This window comes from Cryobacterium sp. CG_9.6 (assembly GCF_029893365.1).
Lineage (GTDB): Bacteria > Actinomycetota > Actinomycetes > Actinomycetales > Microbacteriaceae > Cryobacterium.
In genome coordinates this window covers 539,083-557,247 of record NZ_JARXUZ010000001.1, presented here as the reverse complement: position 1 = coordinate 557,247, position 18,165 = coordinate 539,083, and the positions used below count along the sequence as shown (strand labels likewise).

The 18,165-nt window shown below is 66.4% G+C and carries 13 protein-coding genes, 1 tRNA gene and 1 other RNA gene; 4 read left to right on the top strand and 11 right to left on the bottom strand.

Features of this window, described 5'->3' with window-relative positions:
- Positions 1–51: 51 nt before the first annotated feature.
- The 7 genes from H4V99_RS02650 to ffs form a co-directional block, all read right to left on the bottom strand.
- Positions 52–1,329: an aspartate kinase gene (locus H4V99_RS02650; protein WP_280675269.1), complete on the bottom strand. Its 1,278-nt coding sequence runs from the start codon at positions 1,327–1,329 to the stop codon at positions 52–54.
- Positions 1,330–1,420: 91 nt separating this feature from the next.
- A complete protein-coding gene (gene recR, locus H4V99_RS02645) occupies positions 1,421–2,020 on the bottom strand; it encodes a recombination mediator RecR (RefSeq protein ID WP_280675267.1) in 600 nt (199 codons plus the stop codon).
- Between the two features lie 3 nt (positions 2,021–2,023).
- Positions 2,024–4,444 carry a DNA polymerase III subunit gamma and tau gene (locus H4V99_RS02640; protein WP_280675265.1) on the bottom strand — a complete coding sequence of 807 codons (2,421 nt, stop codon included), beginning with the start codon at positions 4,442–4,444 and terminating at the stop codon, positions 2,024–2,026.
- Positions 4,445–4,619: 175 nt separating this feature from the next.
- Positions 4,620–7,190, bottom strand: a complete 2,571-nt coding sequence (locus tag H4V99_RS02635) for a choice-of-anchor G family protein (RefSeq protein ID WP_280675263.1) — start codon at positions 7,188–7,190, stop codon at positions 4,620–4,622.
- Positions 7,191–7,843: 653 nt separating this feature from the next.
- Complete coding sequence (locus tag H4V99_RS02630; RefSeq protein WP_280675261.1) at positions 7,844–9,058, bottom strand: acetate kinase; 1,215 nt, start codon at positions 9,056–9,058, stop codon at positions 7,844–7,846.
- Positions 9,055–11,262: a phosphate acetyltransferase gene (gene pta, locus H4V99_RS02625; RefSeq protein WP_280675259.1), complete on the bottom strand. Its 2,208-nt coding sequence runs from the start codon at positions 11,260–11,262 to the stop codon at positions 9,055–9,057. Before pta ends, H4V99_RS02630 begins: the two co-directional genes overlap by 4 nt.
- An 84-nt stretch (positions 11,263–11,346) precedes the next feature.
- An RNA gene (gene ffs, locus H4V99_RS02620) (signal recognition particle sRNA small type) lies at positions 11,347–11,443 on the bottom strand.
- Positions 11,444–11,583: 140 nt separating this feature from the next.
- Between ffs and H4V99_RS02615 the strand changes: the two genes are divergently transcribed.
- Positions 11,584–11,671: transfer RNA gene (locus H4V99_RS02615), tRNA-Ser, on the top strand.
- A 34-nt stretch (positions 11,672–11,705) separates the two neighbouring features.
- Here H4V99_RS02615 and H4V99_RS02610 read toward each other — a convergent pair.
- Genes H4V99_RS02610 through H4V99_RS02595 form a run of 4 tightly spaced genes read right to left on the bottom strand, consistent with a single transcriptional unit; the run spans position 11,706 to position 14,878 of the window.
- Positions 11,706–12,863: an ABC transporter ATP-binding protein gene (locus H4V99_RS02610; RefSeq protein WP_280675257.1), complete on the bottom strand. Its 1,158-nt coding sequence runs from the start codon at positions 12,861–12,863 to the stop codon at positions 11,706–11,708.
- Positions 12,863–13,636 carry an ABC transporter permease gene (locus tag H4V99_RS02605; RefSeq protein ID WP_280675255.1) on the bottom strand — a complete coding sequence of 258 codons (774 nt, stop codon included), beginning with the start codon at positions 13,634–13,636 and terminating at the stop codon, positions 12,863–12,865. The genes H4V99_RS02610 and H4V99_RS02605 overlap by 1 nt, the downstream gene beginning before the upstream one ends.
- 58 nt (positions 13,637–13,694) lie before the next feature.
- Positions 13,695–14,477 carry a molybdate ABC transporter substrate-binding protein gene (gene modA, locus H4V99_RS02600; protein WP_280675253.1) on the bottom strand — a complete coding sequence of 261 codons (783 nt, stop codon included), beginning with the start codon at positions 14,475–14,477 and terminating at the stop codon, positions 13,695–13,697.
- A complete protein-coding gene (locus H4V99_RS02595; protein WP_280675251.1) occupies positions 14,474–14,878 on the bottom strand; it encodes a TOBE domain-containing protein in 405 nt (134 codons plus the stop codon). Before H4V99_RS02595 ends, modA begins: the two co-directional genes overlap by 4 nt.
- Before the next feature lie 204 nt (positions 14,879–15,082).
- Here H4V99_RS02595 and H4V99_RS02590 point away from each other — a divergent pair, with 204 nt between their 5' ends.
- From H4V99_RS02590 to moaC, 3 genes are read left to right on the top strand one after another with little or no spacing between them, the layout of a single operon-like run.
- Entirely contained in the window at positions 15,083–16,312 is a 1,230-nt protein-coding gene (locus H4V99_RS02590) for a ThiF family adenylyltransferase (RefSeq protein ID WP_280675249.1), read from the top strand.
- Between the two features lie 3 nt (positions 16,313–16,315).
- Positions 16,316–17,638 (top strand): gephyrin-like molybdotransferase Glp, encoded by a 1,323-nt coding sequence (gene glp, locus H4V99_RS02585; protein ID WP_280675247.1) that lies wholly within the window; start codon positions 16,316–16,318, stop codon positions 17,636–17,638.
- Positions 17,635–18,147, top strand: a complete 513-nt coding sequence (gene moaC / locus H4V99_RS02580; RefSeq protein ID WP_280675245.1) for a cyclic pyranopterin monophosphate synthase MoaC — start codon at positions 17,635–17,637, stop codon at positions 18,145–18,147. The genes glp and moaC overlap by 4 nt, the downstream gene beginning before the upstream one ends.
- The last annotated feature ends 18 nt before the right edge of the window (positions 18,148–18,165 follow it).

Here is an 18,165-nt window from a genome sequence, read left to right as displayed (position 1 = left end):
AACGTAGAACGAGGTCGTGCACCCGGGTCGTGTCGACGCGGGCGATGAAAACTAGCGGCCGGTTCCGCCGTGTACCTGGGCGTCGGAGTCGGCGTCCAGTCCGAACGCGGTGTGCACCACACGCAGGGCTTCATTGATGGTGTCGGCCCGTGTCACCACGGAGATGCGGATTTCGCTCGTGGAAATCATCTCGATGTTGATGCCAGCCTCATACAGTGCCTCGAACAGCTTGGCCGAGACACCGGTGTTGGTGCGCATGCCACCGCCCACCAGGGCGAGCTTGCCGATCTGGTCGTCGTACTGCAGGCTCTTGAACCCGACGACCTGCTGTTCGTTGGTGAGTGCGGTCAGCACCTGCTGACCCTCGGATTTGGGCAGCGTGAAGGAGATGTCGGTGAGGCCCGTCGCTGCAGCGGATACGTTTTGCACGATCATGTCCACGTTGGCGTTGGTCTTCGCGACGATCTTGAAGATCAGCGCGGCCTTGCCGGGAATGTCGGGCACGCCAACGACCGTCACCTTTGCTTCACTCAGGTCGGCAGCAATCCCGGCGATGATTGGCTCTTCCACTATCTCTCCATTCGCACGGGCGGTATCGGCGTTGTAGACGATGGTGCCGGTGTTGTTGTTAAAGGATGACCGCACATGCAGCGTCACGCCATGGCGCCGAGCATATTCCACGGCTCGAATATACAAAACTTTCGCACCGGCGGCGGCGAGCTCCAGCATCTCTTCACTCGAGACGCTATCGAGCTTGCGCGCCTTGGGAACAACACGCGGGTCGGCGGTATAGACACCATCGACATCCGTATAGATCTCACAAATGTCGGCCCCCAAGGCCGCGGCGAGGGCAACGGCCGTGGTGTCAGAGCCCCCACGGCCGAGAGTCGTGATGTCTTTCGTGTCGCGGTTGAAACCCTGGAAGCCGGCAACGATGGCGACAGCGCCCTCGTCGAGGGCCTCACGGATGCGGCCCGGTGTCACATCGACAATGCGGGCGGACCCGTGCCGGGCGTCGGTGATCATGCCGGCCTGGCTGCCGGTGAAGGAGCGAGCGTCGTAGCCCATGCTCTTGATCGCCATGGCGAGAAGGGCCATAGAAATGCGCTCCCCGGCAGTGAGGAGCATGTCGAGCTCGCGCGGCGCGGGAAGAGGGGTCACCTGGTGGGCGAGGTCGAGCAGCTCATCGGTGGAGTCGCCCATGGCTGACACGGCAACCACCACTTCGTTGCCGGCCTTGCGCGTGTCCACGATGCGCTTGGCGACACGCTTGATGCTTTCGGCGTCGGCAACGGATGATCCGCCGAACTTCTGCACGATCAAAGCCACGGAGCACTCCTGAGGTTGGTGGGTGGGCAGAGGCCAAGCCTCTAGTATAAATGTCGGATCCGCAGGCCGTCGTTCATGTGACGCCCCGTGGCTAGTGCGTAACCTCGCGACGACCTTCAAAGGCACGGCCCAGAGTGACCTCGTCGGCGTACTCCAGGTCACCGCCCACCGGAAGCCCCGACGCCAGCCGGGTGACCTTGATTTTCAGCGTGGTCAGCAGGCGTGACAGGTAGGTGGCGGTGGCCTCCCCCTCGAGGTTAGGATCCGTCGCAATGATCACCTCTTGAACGGTGTTGTTCGCCAGCCGCTGCATGAGCTGGCGAATGCGCAGATCGTCGGGTCCGACCCCGTCGATCGGACTAATGGCACCACCGAGCACGTGATAGAGCCCCTTGAACTCGCGGGTGCGCTCGATCGCCACAACGTCCTTGGCCTCTTCGACGACGCAGATGAGGGTGGGATTGCGCCGCGGATCCCGGCAGATCATGCACGTGGGCTGCTCGCTCACGTTGCCGCAGATATCGCAGAACCGCACCTTATCGCGCACCTCGAGCAGCACGTTCGCGAGCCTGGTCACGTCAAACTTTTCGGTCTGCAGAATGTGAAACGCAATGCGCTGCGCAGATTTCGGACCGATTCCCGGCAGCTGGCCGAGTTCGTCGATCAGTTCCTGAACGATGCCTTCATACATGGGCTAGTCGCCTCTCGGTCGCGGCGTGGTCGCAAAATATGGCTGTTCTTCAATAAACGTGGCACCCAGAACCTCGCGCACCACCGCCTCGCCGTAACGCTGTTTCTCGGCAAAACTCGGTGCGGAGGTTGTGCGCGCCTTCTCGGTTGGGCGTCGACCAGCGGATGCCGCCGGCACCTGAACGCGCGGCGTGTTCTGCACGGTCGGCGTGCGCTCGTAGCCTGGGCCATCCCGCTCGGGCGGAACGTCATCGTCAAAGGGCGGGGGCACATCGTTGAACGGTGGCTCTGACTCCACTGCCCGCGCCGGCGCAGTCGCGCTGGCTTCCGGTGTGACAGGTTCGCGCACCGCGGGGGTGACAGCGGGTGCGGAGCCGGGAATAGCCACGGTGTTCCAGCCGGTGGTCGCCGGCCGTGCCGGGGTGACGGTCTCGGCAATGGGCGGCGGCACGGCGACGGGAGCAGCGACCGGGGCGACACCGACGGGCGACGGGCTCTGCTCGTCGAGTTCTGCCGCAGACTGCGCACTGTCGGACACTGCGGCATTGCTCTCGTCGGCCCCCGTGGCACCGGCATCGCTGGCCCACGGCTCGTCGTCAACCACGTCTCCATCCGGCGCGCCGGACTCGTCGTTCTGCGGCAATGCGGACGGGGTGAGCACCGGCGCAACGGGGTCGTCACCGGCGGACCCCGACGGCGGACGCGGTTCCTCGCGAGCAATGAATTTCACCCGAAGCCCAAGCACCGCCACGATCGCGGTGCGCAGAAAATCACTCACGCCCATGCCGGGTGCCGGGGAGTGCTTGAAACTGGCCACATCGGCCTCGCTCGGAAACGACAGCACCAAAACGTCGTTGTCGCGCAGATCAATCAGGTGCGCGGTGTAGGCCACCAGCCAGGCGCTCACCTTGGCCGTGCGCACGGCCTCGAGAATCTCCGGCCAGGCGGCACTGAGCTGCGCAAACGTCACCGGAGCAGTGGGGAGCACGCGCACCGCGTGCGGGGCGTCTACCGCAACGGGCGCGGCAGCGGATGCTGGTGCCGCGTCGGCGCGTGCGGTCGGCGTGGTGTCCGCCACCGTGGGTGCAGGCTTCGCGGTTGCGGCCCACTGAACCGGACCCACACCGCTTGTGGGCGCGTCGGTGACCGGGTCGACCACGGGACGGGCGGGCGCGGTGGAGCTGCGCGGCGGCACGGGGGACGGGGTGCGGGACGGGGTGGCCGGGGCGGTTTCGGCTGGTGCGACCGCGGCCACACCCTCAACACCGATCCGGCGCTCGAGTCGCTCCACGCGAGCGAGCGCTCCGCGCACGGAGTCGTCCGTGGCGGGGATAAGCGCGCGGGCAATCATGAGTTCCAGATGCAACCGAGGAGAGGTGGCGCCCGACATCTCGGTGAGGGCCGCGTTCAGAATATCGGCGGTGCGCGAGAGTTCGGCGGGGCCAAATTGGTGAGCCTGCGCCGCCATCCGATCGATCTCGTCCTGGGGTACCCCGCGAAGCACGGCTGCGGCTCCCGCAGCCGACGTGGCCGCGACCACGATGAGGTCACGCATGCGTTCCAGAAGGTCTTCCACAAAGCGGCGCGGGTCTTGACCGGTCTGGATCACCCGGTCTGCCGCGTCGAAGGCTGCTCCGGCGTCACGGGCGCCGAGGGCGTCAATCGCGTCATCGAGCAAGGTGGCGCTGGTGTAGCCCAGCAGGGCAACCGCACGCTCATACTCAACGGTGTGGCCGTCGGAGCCGGCCATCAGCTGGTCCAGCAGCGACAGCGTGTCGCGGGGAGAGCCGCCGCCTGCACGTACCACGAGGGGCAGCACGCCGGGGGCAACCTGCATGTGCTCGGTTTCACACATCTGCTGCACGTATTCGAGCATGGGTGCCGGTGGAACCAAGCGGAAGGGATAGTGGTGGGTGCGCGACCGAATCGTGCCGATGACCTTCTCGGGCTCGGTCGTGGCGAAGATGAACTTCACGTGCTCCGGCGGTTCCTCCACGATCTTCAGCAGGGCGTTGAACCCCTGCGGCGTCACCATGTGCGCCTCGTCGAGGATGAAGATCTTGTAGCGGTCGCGAGCCGGCGCGAAGATGGCGCGTTCACGAATATCCCGGGCATCGTCGACACCGTTGTGGCTGGCCGCGTCGATCTCCACCACGTCAAGGGATCCGCCACCGTCACGGGCCAGTTCGACACAGCTCGGGCACACGCCACAGGGAGTGTCGGTGGGACCCTCGGCACAGTTCAGGCAGCGAGCCAGAATGCGCGCCGAGGTGGTCTTGCCGCACCCGCGCGGGCCGCTGAACAGGTAGGCATGATTCACCCGATTGGTGCGCAGTGCCGTCATGAGCGGCTCAGTCACTTGCGACTGGCCAATCATCTCGGCAAAGGTCTCTGGCCGGTAACGGCGATACAGTGCGGTAACCACAGATCAATGGTACTTGGCCCCACCGACGCTGCGCAGCCCGAGCACAAGCGTCCACGCAGATGAAAAGCACCCTCACGACTCCCGGAGGTCGTGAGGGTGCTTTAGTTCAGCCCCGAGTCAAGGAAGGAGACGTATGGTGCCGGTGGCGGGGGAACAACCGGAACCATACGAGTTGTTAGGCGAGCAGGTCCCGCCTGCGCCGGACAATTAGTAGCACCACACCTGCGAGCAGCAACAGGAGAACGCCAAAGCGAGCAATCGGCATCCCCCCGAAACCGGTGGAGGCAAGGAACGACGGCGGAGTGACAGTGGTCGTTGTGACCGTGGCGGGCACGTACCTGAACGCACCCACCAGTATTCCGGTGCCGCATGTTCCGCCGCCGACCACCGTCACATCAACCGTGCTGCTTCCGGCCGGCGAGGTTGCCATGATCTGCGTGTCGCTCAGCACGGTGAAGCTCGCCGCCGTTCCACCGAACAGCACCGAGGTGGCGCCCGTGAAACAACTACCCGTGATCGTCACCGTCGTGCCGCCCACCGCCGGCCCACTGGAAGGGTCGACACCGGTTGCCGTCGTGACCGGCGTGAATGTAAACAGTGCGGGCGGTGAGTTGCCGTTCGCCGAGAGCACGACCACGTCAACTTGCCCCGGCGCGTGTGCCGGAGTAGTCACCGTAATCTGCGTGTCTGAATCAACCGTGAAGCTGGGCACCGACGTTCCGTTGAAGGTTACATCCGTGGTCCCAGTGAACCCAGTACCGGTGATGACCACGGTGGTGCCGCCGGTTTGTGGCCCATTATCTGCCACGATACCGGTGATCGCTGCCGCGGGCAGGAAGGTATATGCCCCTGGCAGGGTGCCCGTGCCGCAGGTTCCCCCACCCGTGACGGTTACGTCCACGAGGCCGGTTCCGGCCGGAACGACGGCAGTGATGGTGGTGTCATTTACAACCACGAAGCTCGTGGCCGGTGTGGCACCAAACAGCAAACTCGTGGCACTGGTGAAGCAGACGCCGGTGATGGTTACCGTGTTGGCGCCAGCCTCCGGTCCCGTGTTCGGAGTGACCGTGATGACTTGGGCAACCAGGGTGAATGTGAAGCCCAGGGGAGCCGAGTTGCCGGCCGGATCAACCACGACCACGTCCACCAGTCCCGGCGCGTGCACCGGGGTCGTGAAGGTGATGGTGGCGTCATCGACCACAACGAAGGGAACGGATGTCCCGTCAACGGTGAGACCAGTGGCCCCGGTGAACCCGGAACCGGTGACCGTGACGGCTGTGCCGCCGGTCTCTGGCCCGTTATCGGGGATCAGGGCCGTGGCCCCTGCCGCAACGGCGAGCGCGTTCACGCCCACCTGACCAGTGCCGAGGTCGAGGGCGAGGGCACTGGTGTTCGGTAGGACGGTCACGCGCAGGGCAGTTTCGGTGAAGACCCCGGCCACCAGGGACTGGTTGTTCACGATGATGGCGAGCGCCTCGCCGAGCACTGCGCTGATGGCCGGGTTCAGACTCGCGAGCACGGGCGCAAGAACGTCCGTGCTGAGGGCATCCGTTGTCGTTTGGAGAGCGGTGATGGGCGGGAGCAGTGCAGTGAGGACCGACGCGACACCGCCGGGAAGTGCGAGACCAACACCAGCGAGCACGAGGCCACTCGTGTCAGCGACCTTGAGCGCCCCGACCGTGGTGTTGACTGTGAGAATTGGGACTCCGAGCACAGAGACATCACCCGTGATCGCGGTGGCATCGACGGCGGCGGTGATGGCCGCCTGGACGCTGTCGGTGACACCGGTGAGCACACCGAGAATACTGGTCTCAATCAGGGTGAGCACGGCCGGGGTCAGGATGCTCGTGTTCGGCGGAAGGCCGTTGAGCCCGCCGGTGAGAGCGTCGAGGTCAATCGTGACCTCGCCCGTGTCGAGGTTGATCGACACGCCGGGGAAGGCGATGTTCGTGACGGTGCCGGTTGTCAGACCTGCCGTGACCGCGGCCAGGTCCGGAGCGGTCACCGCGAGGGTGGTAATGGCGAGGGGATCCAAGAGCTGGAATTGTGCGTCAAGCGCCGCGGTGAGGTCCGCGTTGAGCACATCCAACTGAGCCTGCACGGCAGCCGTGCTCGTAGCGGTCGCTCCCGTAATCCCGGCAATCGTGGGGCTGGTGAAGGTGAGCTGCGCGCTGGCGATGTTGTAGCCGCCCACGGCCGCAGCCGGAGCTGCTTGCGCCGCGCTTCCGGCGACGGCACCCACCGTGAGGTTGAGGTTGGCGAGTTCGGCGATGCCCGGCAGGCCCAGATTAGCGACCACCTGCGAAAGGTCTAGGGTGAGCGGGCCCGGTGCGACGCCGGCATTCGGTGCGGTACCAATGATGCCGTCACTGCCGACTGCCCCCGATGATCCTCGGGAGGAAGCATTGTTGAGCGCCTGCGCAAACTGGTAGACAACTCCGGCGCTCGCGAGGTCGAGGGGAACCAGAACGCCGCCACCAATGTCGATGTTGACGGTGCCAAGGGCTGTGAGATCGAGGTTGTTCGCGTTGGTCTGGCTCGTGATGCCGTCACTCGTGGCCGTTTCACCGGCGAGGGCCGCCACGAGAGCAAGGTCCTGACCCACGAGGGTGCCGGAGATGAACTGGCCAGCGGCATTCGATATATCGCCGGGGGCGGCCATGGCTGGCACGCTTCCCGCGCCCAAGAACAGCGCCGTAATGGCAACGACCGAGCCGACGCGCAGGCCCGGGGAAGTCAGGCCCAAGTGCCAACGGTGCTGCGGTGCCGTATGGAGCGCGGTTCGCCTACTGCTGACACGATTTACGTTTGGAAAGAAATCGAATTTGGGCACGGTGTCCACCTTGAGTTCTCCACGTTCGCCTGTTTCACGGCCCCCGCCTCGCGAATCGTGGTCCAAGCTGGAGCCAACCGTACGCGCCCCCCTACGCAAATGGCAAGCATATTATGAGTAAATCTCAGACTATTCGGTTAGAGGGCTACATGCAGAGACGACCTCCCACGAGTCTCTTTCCCACATCTTTTTACCCCTTGAGTGGGGGAAGGCTTACTTTCTCTAACGCGATGAGGAGTCCCTTTCCTACTGTTGCGAACGAGGTACCCGCGGCCGGACAGTCGAGCCAGAAACCACGGAACACGCATAATCCATGCAGTACCCCACCACCTCCTCTCGCGCCCTTAGTCGCAAGAACACGACCCTTCTCGCCGGCGGCCTCGTGCCACCGTGGCCGGGCCCTCGCCCGCCGAGCGCGTGAGCAGGCTGAAGGGCGACACGAACTTGGCAGCGCAGTGACCACCACCTTTCAGGGCGGCCTGCTCAGCGGGTTGCTCGGGGGATCCGCCGATGTGGGCATCCGAACCGCAGATCCAAGCGGGTGAGGATCACCACCCCGGTGCGGGTTAGAGCACCGTCGCCAGGGTTTGCCGGGCGATCTCGAGTTCTTCGTTCGTGGGAATCACCAGCACGGTGACGGCCGAGTCATCCGCTGAAATACGCCGCGCCACCCGGGACTTGGCCTCGTTGCGCTCGGGGTCGATCCTGATACCGAGCGCCTCGAGTCCCTCCAGCGCACGGGCCCGCACCAGCGCGCTGTTCTCGCCCACACCGGCCGTGAACGAAATGACATCCACCTGGCCGAGCTGGGCATAGTACGACCCCACGTATCCCTTGAGTCGGTGCACGTATACGTCAATGGCGAGCTGAGACGGGCCATCGCCGGAATCTGCGGCCGTGATCACGTCTCGCAGATCGCCGTGACCGGTGAGGCCCAGCAGGCCACTCCCCCGATTCAACAGCTGATCAAGGTCATCAATGTCGAGGCCGGCCCGGCGGTGCAGGTGAAAGAGCACACCCGGGTCAATATCGCCCGAACGGGTGCCCATCACGAGTCCTTCGAGCGGGGTCATGCCCATGCTCGTCTCCACCGATTGGCCGGCACGCACGGCGCACACCGAGCCACCGTTGCCGAGGTGCAGCACGATCTGGTTCAGAGCGTCGACCGGCTGTCCCAGAAAATCGGCCCCGGCCCGCGACACGAAGCCGTGCGACGTGCCGTGAAAACCATACCGGCGCACGCGAAAGCGCTCGGCCAGGTCGGCGTTGATGGCGTAGGTGAACGCTTCCGGCGGCAGCGTTTGGTGAAAGGCGGTGTCGAAGATGGCCACGTGCGGCACCGCGGAAAAAGCGGCAATCGCGGCCGTGATTCCCTGCAGCGCGCCGGGGTTGTGCAGCGGTGCGAGGGCAGAAAGCTCGTCAATGTCGCGTTCCACCGACTCGGTGATCACGGTGGGCTCGTGAAAGCGTGCCCCGCCGTGCACCACGCGGTGCCCCACGGCAACGGGTGCGTGCGCCTCCAGCGACGGACCGTGCGTGCGGAAGGCCTCCAGCATGACCGCGAACCCGGCCGTGTGGTCGGCAATCGGCAGCTCCCGCTCGACGGTGACCGTCTCGGTGGCCTGGGTGATGGGGGTTTCGAGGACCGTGTGCGAGGAGGTGCCCATGAGCTCGCCGATCCGCTCCACGAGACCACTGGCGAGGGTGGTTTCGGTATCCATCTCGATGAGCTGATATTTGAACGACGACGAACCGGAGTTCACCACCAGCACGGCGGTCACGCGTGTACCTCGGCGGCGGTGGCTGCTGCCAGGGCGGCCGCCTCATCGAGGGACGCGGCCTGAATGGCGGTGATCGCCACGGTGTTCACGATGTCTTGCACCAGCGCACCCCGGGACAGGTCGTTGATCGGCTTGCGCAGCCCCTGCAGAATCGGGCCGATCGCCACGGCATTGGCGCTGCGCTGCACGGCCTTGTAGGTGTTGTTGCCGGTGTTCAGATCGGGAAAAATGAACACGGTGGCACGGCCGGCCACCTCGGAACCGGGCATCTTCGTGGCCGCCACCGCAGCATCCGTTGCGGCATCGTACTGAATGGGACCCTCAACCAGCAGGTCGGGACGGCGCTCACGCACAAGCGCCGTGGCCGCACGCACCTTGTCGACGTCGGCGCCCTCGCCGGAAGCGCCGGTGGAGTAAGACAGCATGGCAATGCGCGGCTCGATGCCAAACTGCACGGCGGTTTCCGAGGCCGAGATGGCGATATCGGCCAGCTGCTCGGCGGTGGGGTCGGGAATGATGGCGCAGTCGCCGTACACGAGCACGCGGTCGGCGAGCGCCATCAGGAACACGCTCGACACCACCCCCACGCCGGGCCGGGTCTTGATGATTTCAAAGCTCGGGCGGATGGTGTGGGCCGTGGTGTGCGCGGCGCCGGAGACCATGCCGTCGGCAATGCCCAGCTGCACCATCATGGTGCCGAAGTACGACAGATCGGTCACGGTGTCGCGTGCCTGCTCGAACCGGACGCCCTTGTGCACGCGCAGCTTCACATATTCCTCGGCAAAACGCAGGCGCAGCACGTCATCGAACGGGCTCAGAATCTGTGCCTTCGAAATGTCGATGCCGAGCCCGATCGCCCGCGAACGCACCTCAATCTCCTCGCCCAGAATGGTGAGGTCCACCACGTCGCGGGCCAGGAGGGTGGCTGCGGCCCGCAGCACGCGGTCATCATCGCCCTCGGGCAGCACGATATGACGGCGGTGGCTGCGTGCCCGCTCGAGCAGGTCGTACTCGAACATGAGCGGGGTCACCACATCGGCGCGACTCACTTCCAGACGATCCAGCAGAACGGATGCCTCCACGTGCTGCTCGAACAGGGCGAGCGCCGTGTCGTGCTTGCGCTGGGAATCCGCGGCAAGGCGCCCGCGCGTGTGCGTCACCCGCAGTGCCGTCTCGTAGGACCCGAGATCGGTGCTGATGATGGGGAGGGAGGGTGCGAGACCTTCCATCAGGCGCTGAATGGGTTCCGGCAGTTCGAAGCCGCCGTTGAGCACAATGCCGGCAATGGACGGGAACGTGGCCGCGGAGTTCGCCATGAGCACGGCGAGCAGCACGTCTTCCCGGTCACCGGGAACGACGACGACAGCGCCCTCAATGAGGCGGGGCAACACGTTGACCATCGACATGGCGGCGACGACAACACCGAGCGCTTCACGTGCCAGCAGCTCCGGGTCACCCTTGATGAGGCGCCCGTTGGTGGCCTCCATGATGCTCTGCATGCTGGGTGCCACGAGATACGGGTCTTCCGGGACCGCCCACACCGGGATGCCCGCGGTCGATTCCGAGCGCTGACCGGGAGCGTCAACGACGCTCCGCACCACCGAGACGATCTCGTCGAGGCGGCTGGCATCGGCCCGGTTCACGACAATGGCGAGCAACGAGGCGTGCTCGTCGCGCAATTCGGCGAGCGCGACATCCGTTTGCTGGCGAATATCACTCGTGGTTCGGGGGTCACTCTGGCCCAACCATTCGCCCTGGCTCTGGCCAACCCGGCCGCCCAGCACGAGCAGCACGGGGGCACCCAGGTTCGCGGCGATGCGAGCGTTGAAGGCCAGTTCGGTGGGGCTGCCCACGTCGGTGTAGTCGCTGCCGATGATGACGACGGTGTCACAGAGCGCCTCGACCGCTTTGTAGCGCTGCACGATGAGGGCGAGCGCGGCGTCGGGATCGGAGTTGACGGCGTCATAGGTGACGCCCACGCTCTGCTCGTAGCTCTGCACATACGCCGAACCGGCGGCGTCTCCGGTGTGGAGGTGTCGCAGCAGCAGTTCCAGCACGTAGTCAGGCTCGTGGGTGGACCGGGCAACCGGGCGAAAAACCCCCACGCGACGCACCGAGTGCGTGAGCGTGTCGAGCACGCCGAGTGCAATGGTGGATTTGCCGGTGTTTCCCTCGGCCGAGGTGATGTAGATGCTTCGTGCCACGGTATCCATTCAATCGTGTTGAGGAACCTGCCCAGTATGCTCCTGCCACCGTGGCGTATCCCGAGACAGCGGCAAATCCTTAAAAGAAAGGACCCCTCGCGCACCTACCAGAGCCCGGTTACCCTTGCTACGTTTCCGTCCTAGGGGAATTGGCCAAGATGGCACCACGCGAGGAGCCGCTACTAGCTTAGGTGAGATCGGGACGCACCAAAAACATCCGCTTTTCTGATCTGGTGTTGCCCGCTTGGGTCAGGCGGCAGCAGACCACCTCAGAAACAGATAGGATTCTATGGTGCCGTTACCTTCGGGAAACGGTGGCCAGGAGAATTCGCCTAGTGGCCTATGGCGCACGCTTGGAAAGCGTGTTGGGTGAAAGCCCTCGGGGGTTCGAATCCCCCATTCTCCGCCAATAAGGACTGCCAATAAGTACCGTCCTTAGAGCGTCACAGCGGGTAGATCTCCGCGCTGCCACTCTCGAACGAGAAGTACACGCGGGCATCCAGGTCCAGGTCGAGGTCGGCGAGGGTTCCTGGCGTGAGGTCGGCGAAGAACTCGGTGGACCGCACCCGAACCACGTCACCTCTCGGTTCGAGGTCATGCACACGGGCCTCAATGACGGTGCGCCCGGCTGGGGTGTCGGGGTGCAGGGACACGCTCACGTTGCCGGGTCGCACGGCCACCCCCACGCGGGATCCGAGCGGAATGTCGCGGGTTGTCGTGTCGCTGGCGCCGAGCGTGATGAGAGCGCCGGCGTCCGTGGCCACTCCAGCGGGCGTGCGCGTGCCGGAGAGCAGGTTGAGGGCAGCGAGGTCGGCCGTGAATCTGGTGCGCGGGCGTTCGAGAACCTGGCGGGTGGGACCCTGCTCAATGATGCGACCCTCGTGTAACACCACCACGCGGTCGGCCAGGGTGAGGGCATCGAGCACGTCGTGGGTCACGATCAGTGCGGTTTGGGTGGCCAACACCCGGCGGAGCATGCGCCGCAGCAGCGGCGCGGCGGCCACATCGAGCGCGGCGAGGGGTTCATCGAGCAGCAGGAGTTGCGGTTGCGCCGCGAGGGCGCGCGCCACCGCCACCCGCTGCGCCTGCCCGCCGGAGAGCTCCGCCGGGCGGCGGTCAGCGAACTCGGTGGCGTCCACCTCACCGAGCCACCGCAGCGCTCGGGTGTGGGCGTCGCGCCGGCTGACCCCCGCGCTTCGCGGTCCGAAAGCCACGTTCGCTGCCGCGCTCAGGTGAGGGAAAAGCAGCGCGTCCTGAGCGAGGAGCGCGACGCCGCGCGAGTGCGGCGGCGTCCAGGAGTCTCGGGGTAGGTGGGAGTCTCGGCGTGCCCGGGAGCCGTGGCGAGCGCGGGGGGATCCGGCGGCGGGTCGACCGGCGCCTTCGGCATCGGCATCGGCATCGGCATCGGACCCGAGCGAGAACAGGATTCGTCCGGCAAGCTCGGCTCGGCCGGATTCCGGGCGCACAAGGCCGGCGAGCACGCTGAGCAGGGTGGACTTTCCGGCACCGTTCGGCCCCAGAATAGCCACGGTTTCGCCGGGCTTGACGTGCAGCCGAATGTCGAGGCCGCGGGCGGGCATCCGCGCCGACACGTGCAGCATCAGCGGGCCCGTCGCAGAAAGCCGGTGGCGGGGTTAGCGCCGCGATGCGCGAAGCCCACCACGAGAACAGCCACGATCACGAGCACCAGGGACAGCGCCACGGCGGCATCGGGGTCGGTTTCTCGCTGCAGGTAGATCTCGAGCGGGAGCGTTCGGGTGACCCCCTGCAGGCTGCCAGCGAACGTGAGGGTGGCGCCGAATTCGCCGAGGGCGCGGGCGAAGGAGAGCACAGCGCCCGACACGAGTGCGGGCACCACCAGCGGCAGGGTGACCCGGCGCAGCACGGTGGTGGGCGATGCACCGAGGGTGGCAGCCACCGCTTCGTAGCGGGTGCCCACGGCGCGCAACCCTCCTTCGAGGCTCAGCACAAGATAGGGCAGGGCCACGAAGGTTTGGGCGAGCACCACGGCCGTCGTGGAGAAGGCGATTTGAATGCCCAGCACCTCAAAGGTCTCACCGAGCAGGCCGCGGCGCCCGAAGGTGTAGAGCAGCGCGATTCCCCCCACGACCGGCGGAAGAACCAGGGGAAGAAGCACAAGCGGGCGCAGAAGCCGCTGCCCGGGAAACCGCGTTCGGGCCAGCACCAGAGCCATCGGCACCCCCACCACCACGCAGAGAACGGTGGCGATACTCGAGGTGTGCAGGCTCAGGAGCAATGCGGCAACGGATGACTCGCTGGTGACGAGCTCGAGAAAGCTGCCCCAGTTGACCCGGCTGACCATGGCCACCAACGGCAGCACCACAAACACCGAGCCGAGGGCGGCGACAGCCATGACCCACCGTGGAACGGAGGTGAAGTGTGTCGTCCCCGGCGCGGAGGCGCGGCGATCGTTAGGGTCGGCCAAAGCCAGCCGATTCCAGAATGGCCTGGCCGGGGGTACTGGCGACCCATGCGGCAAACACGGCAGCCAGGGCGGCGTTACCGGAATCGGTGAGGGCCGCAATGGGGTAGGTGTTCACCACGTCGGCCGACTGCGGGAAGGTGATGCCCTCGACGCTGCCACCTGCGGCCTGAACGTCCGTCACGTACACGAGGCCGGCATCCGCTTCGCCCGAGCGCACCTTGCCGAGCACATCGGTGACCGAGGACTCCTCGCTGACCGGCGCGAGGGTGACGCCGGCAACCGCAGCAACGGCCACCGTGGCCGCCCCGCACGGCACCTGGGGCGCACAGACCACGGTTTTGACGCCCGGTCGGGCAAGGTCGGCGAAGGAGCGGATGCCGGCCGGGTTACCTGGGGGCACGGCGATGGTGAGCGTGTTGGTGGCGAAAGCCACGGGAGCGACGGCGAGGGACGCATCCGTGAGCGTGGCCATGTTCTTCGTGTCGGCGGAGGCGAACACGTCGGCCGGCGCCCCCTCCGTGATCTGCGTGACCAGGTCGGAGGAGCCCGCAAAGTTGAGAGCGATGGTGGTGCCGGGGTACTCGGCTTCAAACGCGGTCTTCATCTCGGTGAACGGAACCGTGAGGGAGGCGGCGGCAAAGACGGTGATCGACCCGCTTGGTCCTGACGCTGATGCGGGCGGGCTCGCGCCGGGCGCGCTCGCGCAGCCAGCGAGGGTCACGAGCAACGCGGTCGTGAGGGCAAGGACAACCGGCCGGGGCACTCTCATGCGCGGCGGCCGGGCGTTTCGATGATCACGTTGGTGGCCTTGATCACGGCCACACTCAGTGAGCCCACCTCGAGCCGGAGTTCCCGCACGGCCTCACTCGACATGAGGGAGACCACGCGGTACGGGCCGCACTGCACCTCCACCTGGGCCATGACCGTGTCCATCGTGATGGCCGTCACGATTCCCACAAACCGATTACGAGCGCTGCGACCCACGTGGGAGGGGTCGGTGGGCGAACTCGCCTGCTCCACCGCAAAGGCGGCTAACTGGGCACCCTCGATGGCGAGGCGGCCCACGGCGTCCACCGCGGCATCCATTCGCCCGGCGTCAACCCACCGGCGCACGGTATCGTCGCTGACCCCGAGCAGCTCGGCGGCCTCACTGATTCGATATTGAGTCACGCTTTGCATATTATCACCGCATCTGCTCCTGTTCGCCGGGTTGTTTCCCGCGCACACGTGGCCTGCGGGCCCTCGCCGGCGCACATCGCACCTTCGCTGGCACCGGGAAGGTGCACAGGTCGCCGGTGAGGCCCGGCATCCGGGGCCCGGCATCCGGGGCCCGGCCGGGTCGCACACACAGCCAACAACGCTTAGCGTTGAGGTATGGCTATTTCTCCTCTCGTCGAGCCCGTTGACCAGCTCAGTGCGTCAGAATCCGTGCGTACCGCCCGCCAACGCCGGCTACCCCAGCTCAACGAGCTCGGACAGCGGCGTCTCGCGAACGCGCGCGTGCTTGTGCTCGGCGCGGGCGGGCTCGGTTCTCCGGCGCTGCTCTACCTCGCGGCGGCCGGCGTGGGTACCATCGGCATCGTCGATGATGACGACGTGGAGCCCAGCAACCTGCAGCGCCAGATCGTGCACGGCGTCACGGACGTTGGCCGGCCCAAGGTGGCCAGCGCGGCGGAGGCCATTGCCGGCATCTCCCCCGAAGCCACCATCATTCAGCACAGCGAGCGCCTGGTTGCCGCGAACGCCGCCGCCATCCTCGGCGGATACGACGTGGTGATCGACGGAACCGACAACTTCCCCACGCGTTTTCTCGTGAATGACACCTGCGCGGCTCTTGGGATTCCGCTGGTGTGGGCATCCGTTTTGCGATTCGACGCTCAGCTCACCGTGTTCTGGGCCAACCCGCCCGCCGACAGCGGCGTGACCGGAGTGCACCTGCGCGATCTGTTCCCCACCCCGCCCGCTGAGGGCGAAGTGCCCAACTGCGCCGAGGCCGGCGTGCTCGGTGCGCTCTGCGGTCAGGTGGGATCACTGATGGCCACCGAGACGATCAAACTGATCACCGGAATCGGGAGCCCCCTCATTGGACGGGTGTTGGTGATCGACGCGCTCTCCGGTCGGTTCAGCGAAGTGCCGCTGCTGGGGACCGGCATCGCCGCCGCCCCGCTACCGGGCGAAGCGAGCGAGCCGGAGCAGAGCACCGCGGTGGAAATCAGCACCCACGATCTCGTGACGCGGCTGACGAATCGGGAATCCGGCCTGGACGACTTTCTCGTGGTTGACGTGCGCGAACCGAGCGAGCACGCCGAAACCTCGATTCCCGATTCGCAGCTTCTGCCGCTGGGCACCCTGCTGACCGCCGAGGGCCTGGCGTCGCTCCCGCGCGACAAGCCTCTCGTGGTGCACTGCCACACGGGCGCACGGGCGAACCGAGCGGCACTCGCCCTCGAGGGCGCGGGCTTCACTGACATTTCCGTGCTTGCCGGCGGGATCGTGGCGTGGGACGCCGCGGTCACTGCGGGCGAGGCACCCGGGGCGGGCAGCCGCTGGGCGACCGTCACTCCATCGAGCGCCTCCGTGCGCGTGGCTGCGGACGCGAGCTAACCCGTGGCCGACACCCCGATCCTGCCGCCCACCACCCACGACGCTCACGGTCACGACCGGGGAGCGGATGCGTGCGCGCCCGCGGCATCCGCTCGCACCGCTGCCGAGCAACTTGCGGCTGTCCTGGCCGAGGCCCACGTACTGCCCCCTACCCGGCTGTCGCTCGACGAGGTGCGCGGCCTCGTACTCGCGGAAGACGTGGTGAGCGCCACGGCCACGCCGCCCTTCGACAACTCGGCGATGGATGGCTACGCCGTGCGCCGCGCCGATCTGCTCCTCGCGAGCGAGGCCAACCCGGTGACGCTGCCCGTGATTGCGGATCTTGCTGCGGGCACCGCCGACAACCCCTACATCGACGTGGGTCAGGTGGCCCGCATCATGACCGGTGCACCGCTGCCCGATGGAGCGGATGCCATCGTTCCGATTGAGAACACCGACCAGGGCACGGAGCGGGTCACCATCACCGTTCCGCCGGCGGAGCATGCGCACATTCGTCGTTCCGGCGAGGATGCGCACGCTGGCGACACCGTGCTGCGTGCCGGGTCCGTACTCTGGGCTACCCGCGTGGCGGCGGCAGCCAGCGCGGGCACCTCCGTTGTGCTCGCTCATGCGGCACCACGCGTGGCCGTGATTTCCACCGGCAGTGAGTTGGTGACTCCCGGCGACCCCACTCGGCGTGGGCAGATTCCCGACTCGAACTCCTTTCTGCTGTCGGCGGCGGTTGCCGAAGCTGGCGGGATTCCGATTCGCGTCGGTGCCGTTCCCGACGATGAGCGCACCCTGAAGGAGCTCTTGACGTCGCTGTCGGAAACCGTTGACGTGATCGTGCTCTCGGGCGGCGTGAGCGTTGGCGCGTATGACGTGGTCAAGGCGGTGCTCGCTCCGCTCGGCACGGTGCGCTTCGGCCCGGTGAAGATGCAGCCCGGTAAGCCACAGGGCTTTGGTCGCTGGCCGACTGCCGGGGACTCGGCAGAGGTTGGCCCGGTCATCTTTGCGCTGCCCGGAAACCCGGTGAGCGCATATGTGTCATTCGAGGTGTTTGTGCGACCGGCGCTCCGCCAGATGCTCGGCCACACCGAGCTGCAGCGCCCCACCATCACCGCCACGGTGGAGGCCGGGTGGCGCTCCCCTGCGGGCCGAGCACAGTACATGCCCGTGATCGTCCAGCACGACGGCGATCGCACCCTCGTTCGTCCGGCCGCGGCTGGCGGATCCGGCTCACACCTCGTGGCCGGGCTTGGGCAGGCCAACGGACTGGCTATGGTGCCCGAAGGCGTGACACAGATTAGCGACGGTGACCGTGTGACTGTCATGCTGACATCATGAACTCTGCCGCCGACATGCCCGCTTCAGCGGCCGTCCAGCCCTTCACCCACCTCGATTCCACCGGCCAGGCCCGCATGGTGGACGTCACCGAAAAGATACCCACGGTGCGCAGTGCCACCGCCGCCGGCTTTGTGCGCTGCGGCGAAAAAGTGATTGCAGCACTCCGCGATGGCAGCGCGCCCAAGGGTGATGTGCTCGCGGTTGCCCGGATCGCCGGCATTCAGGGAGCCAAGAAGACCGCTGACCTGCTGCCCCTCGCGCACGTCATTGGAGTGCACGGCGCCGTTGTCGACCTGGTTGTGGGTGATACCGGCGTGAGCGTGACGGCCACCGTGCGCACCGCCGACCGCACCGGCGTCGAGATGGAGGCACTCACCGCCGTGTCCGTCGCCGCGCTGGCCGTGGTTGACATGGTGAAGGGCCTCGACAAGTCCGTCACCATTGAGAACGTGCGCCTGCTCGCCAAGACCGGCGGCAAGTCGGGCGACTGGCATCGCGCGGCCGAGTGAATCATGCCTGACATTCTG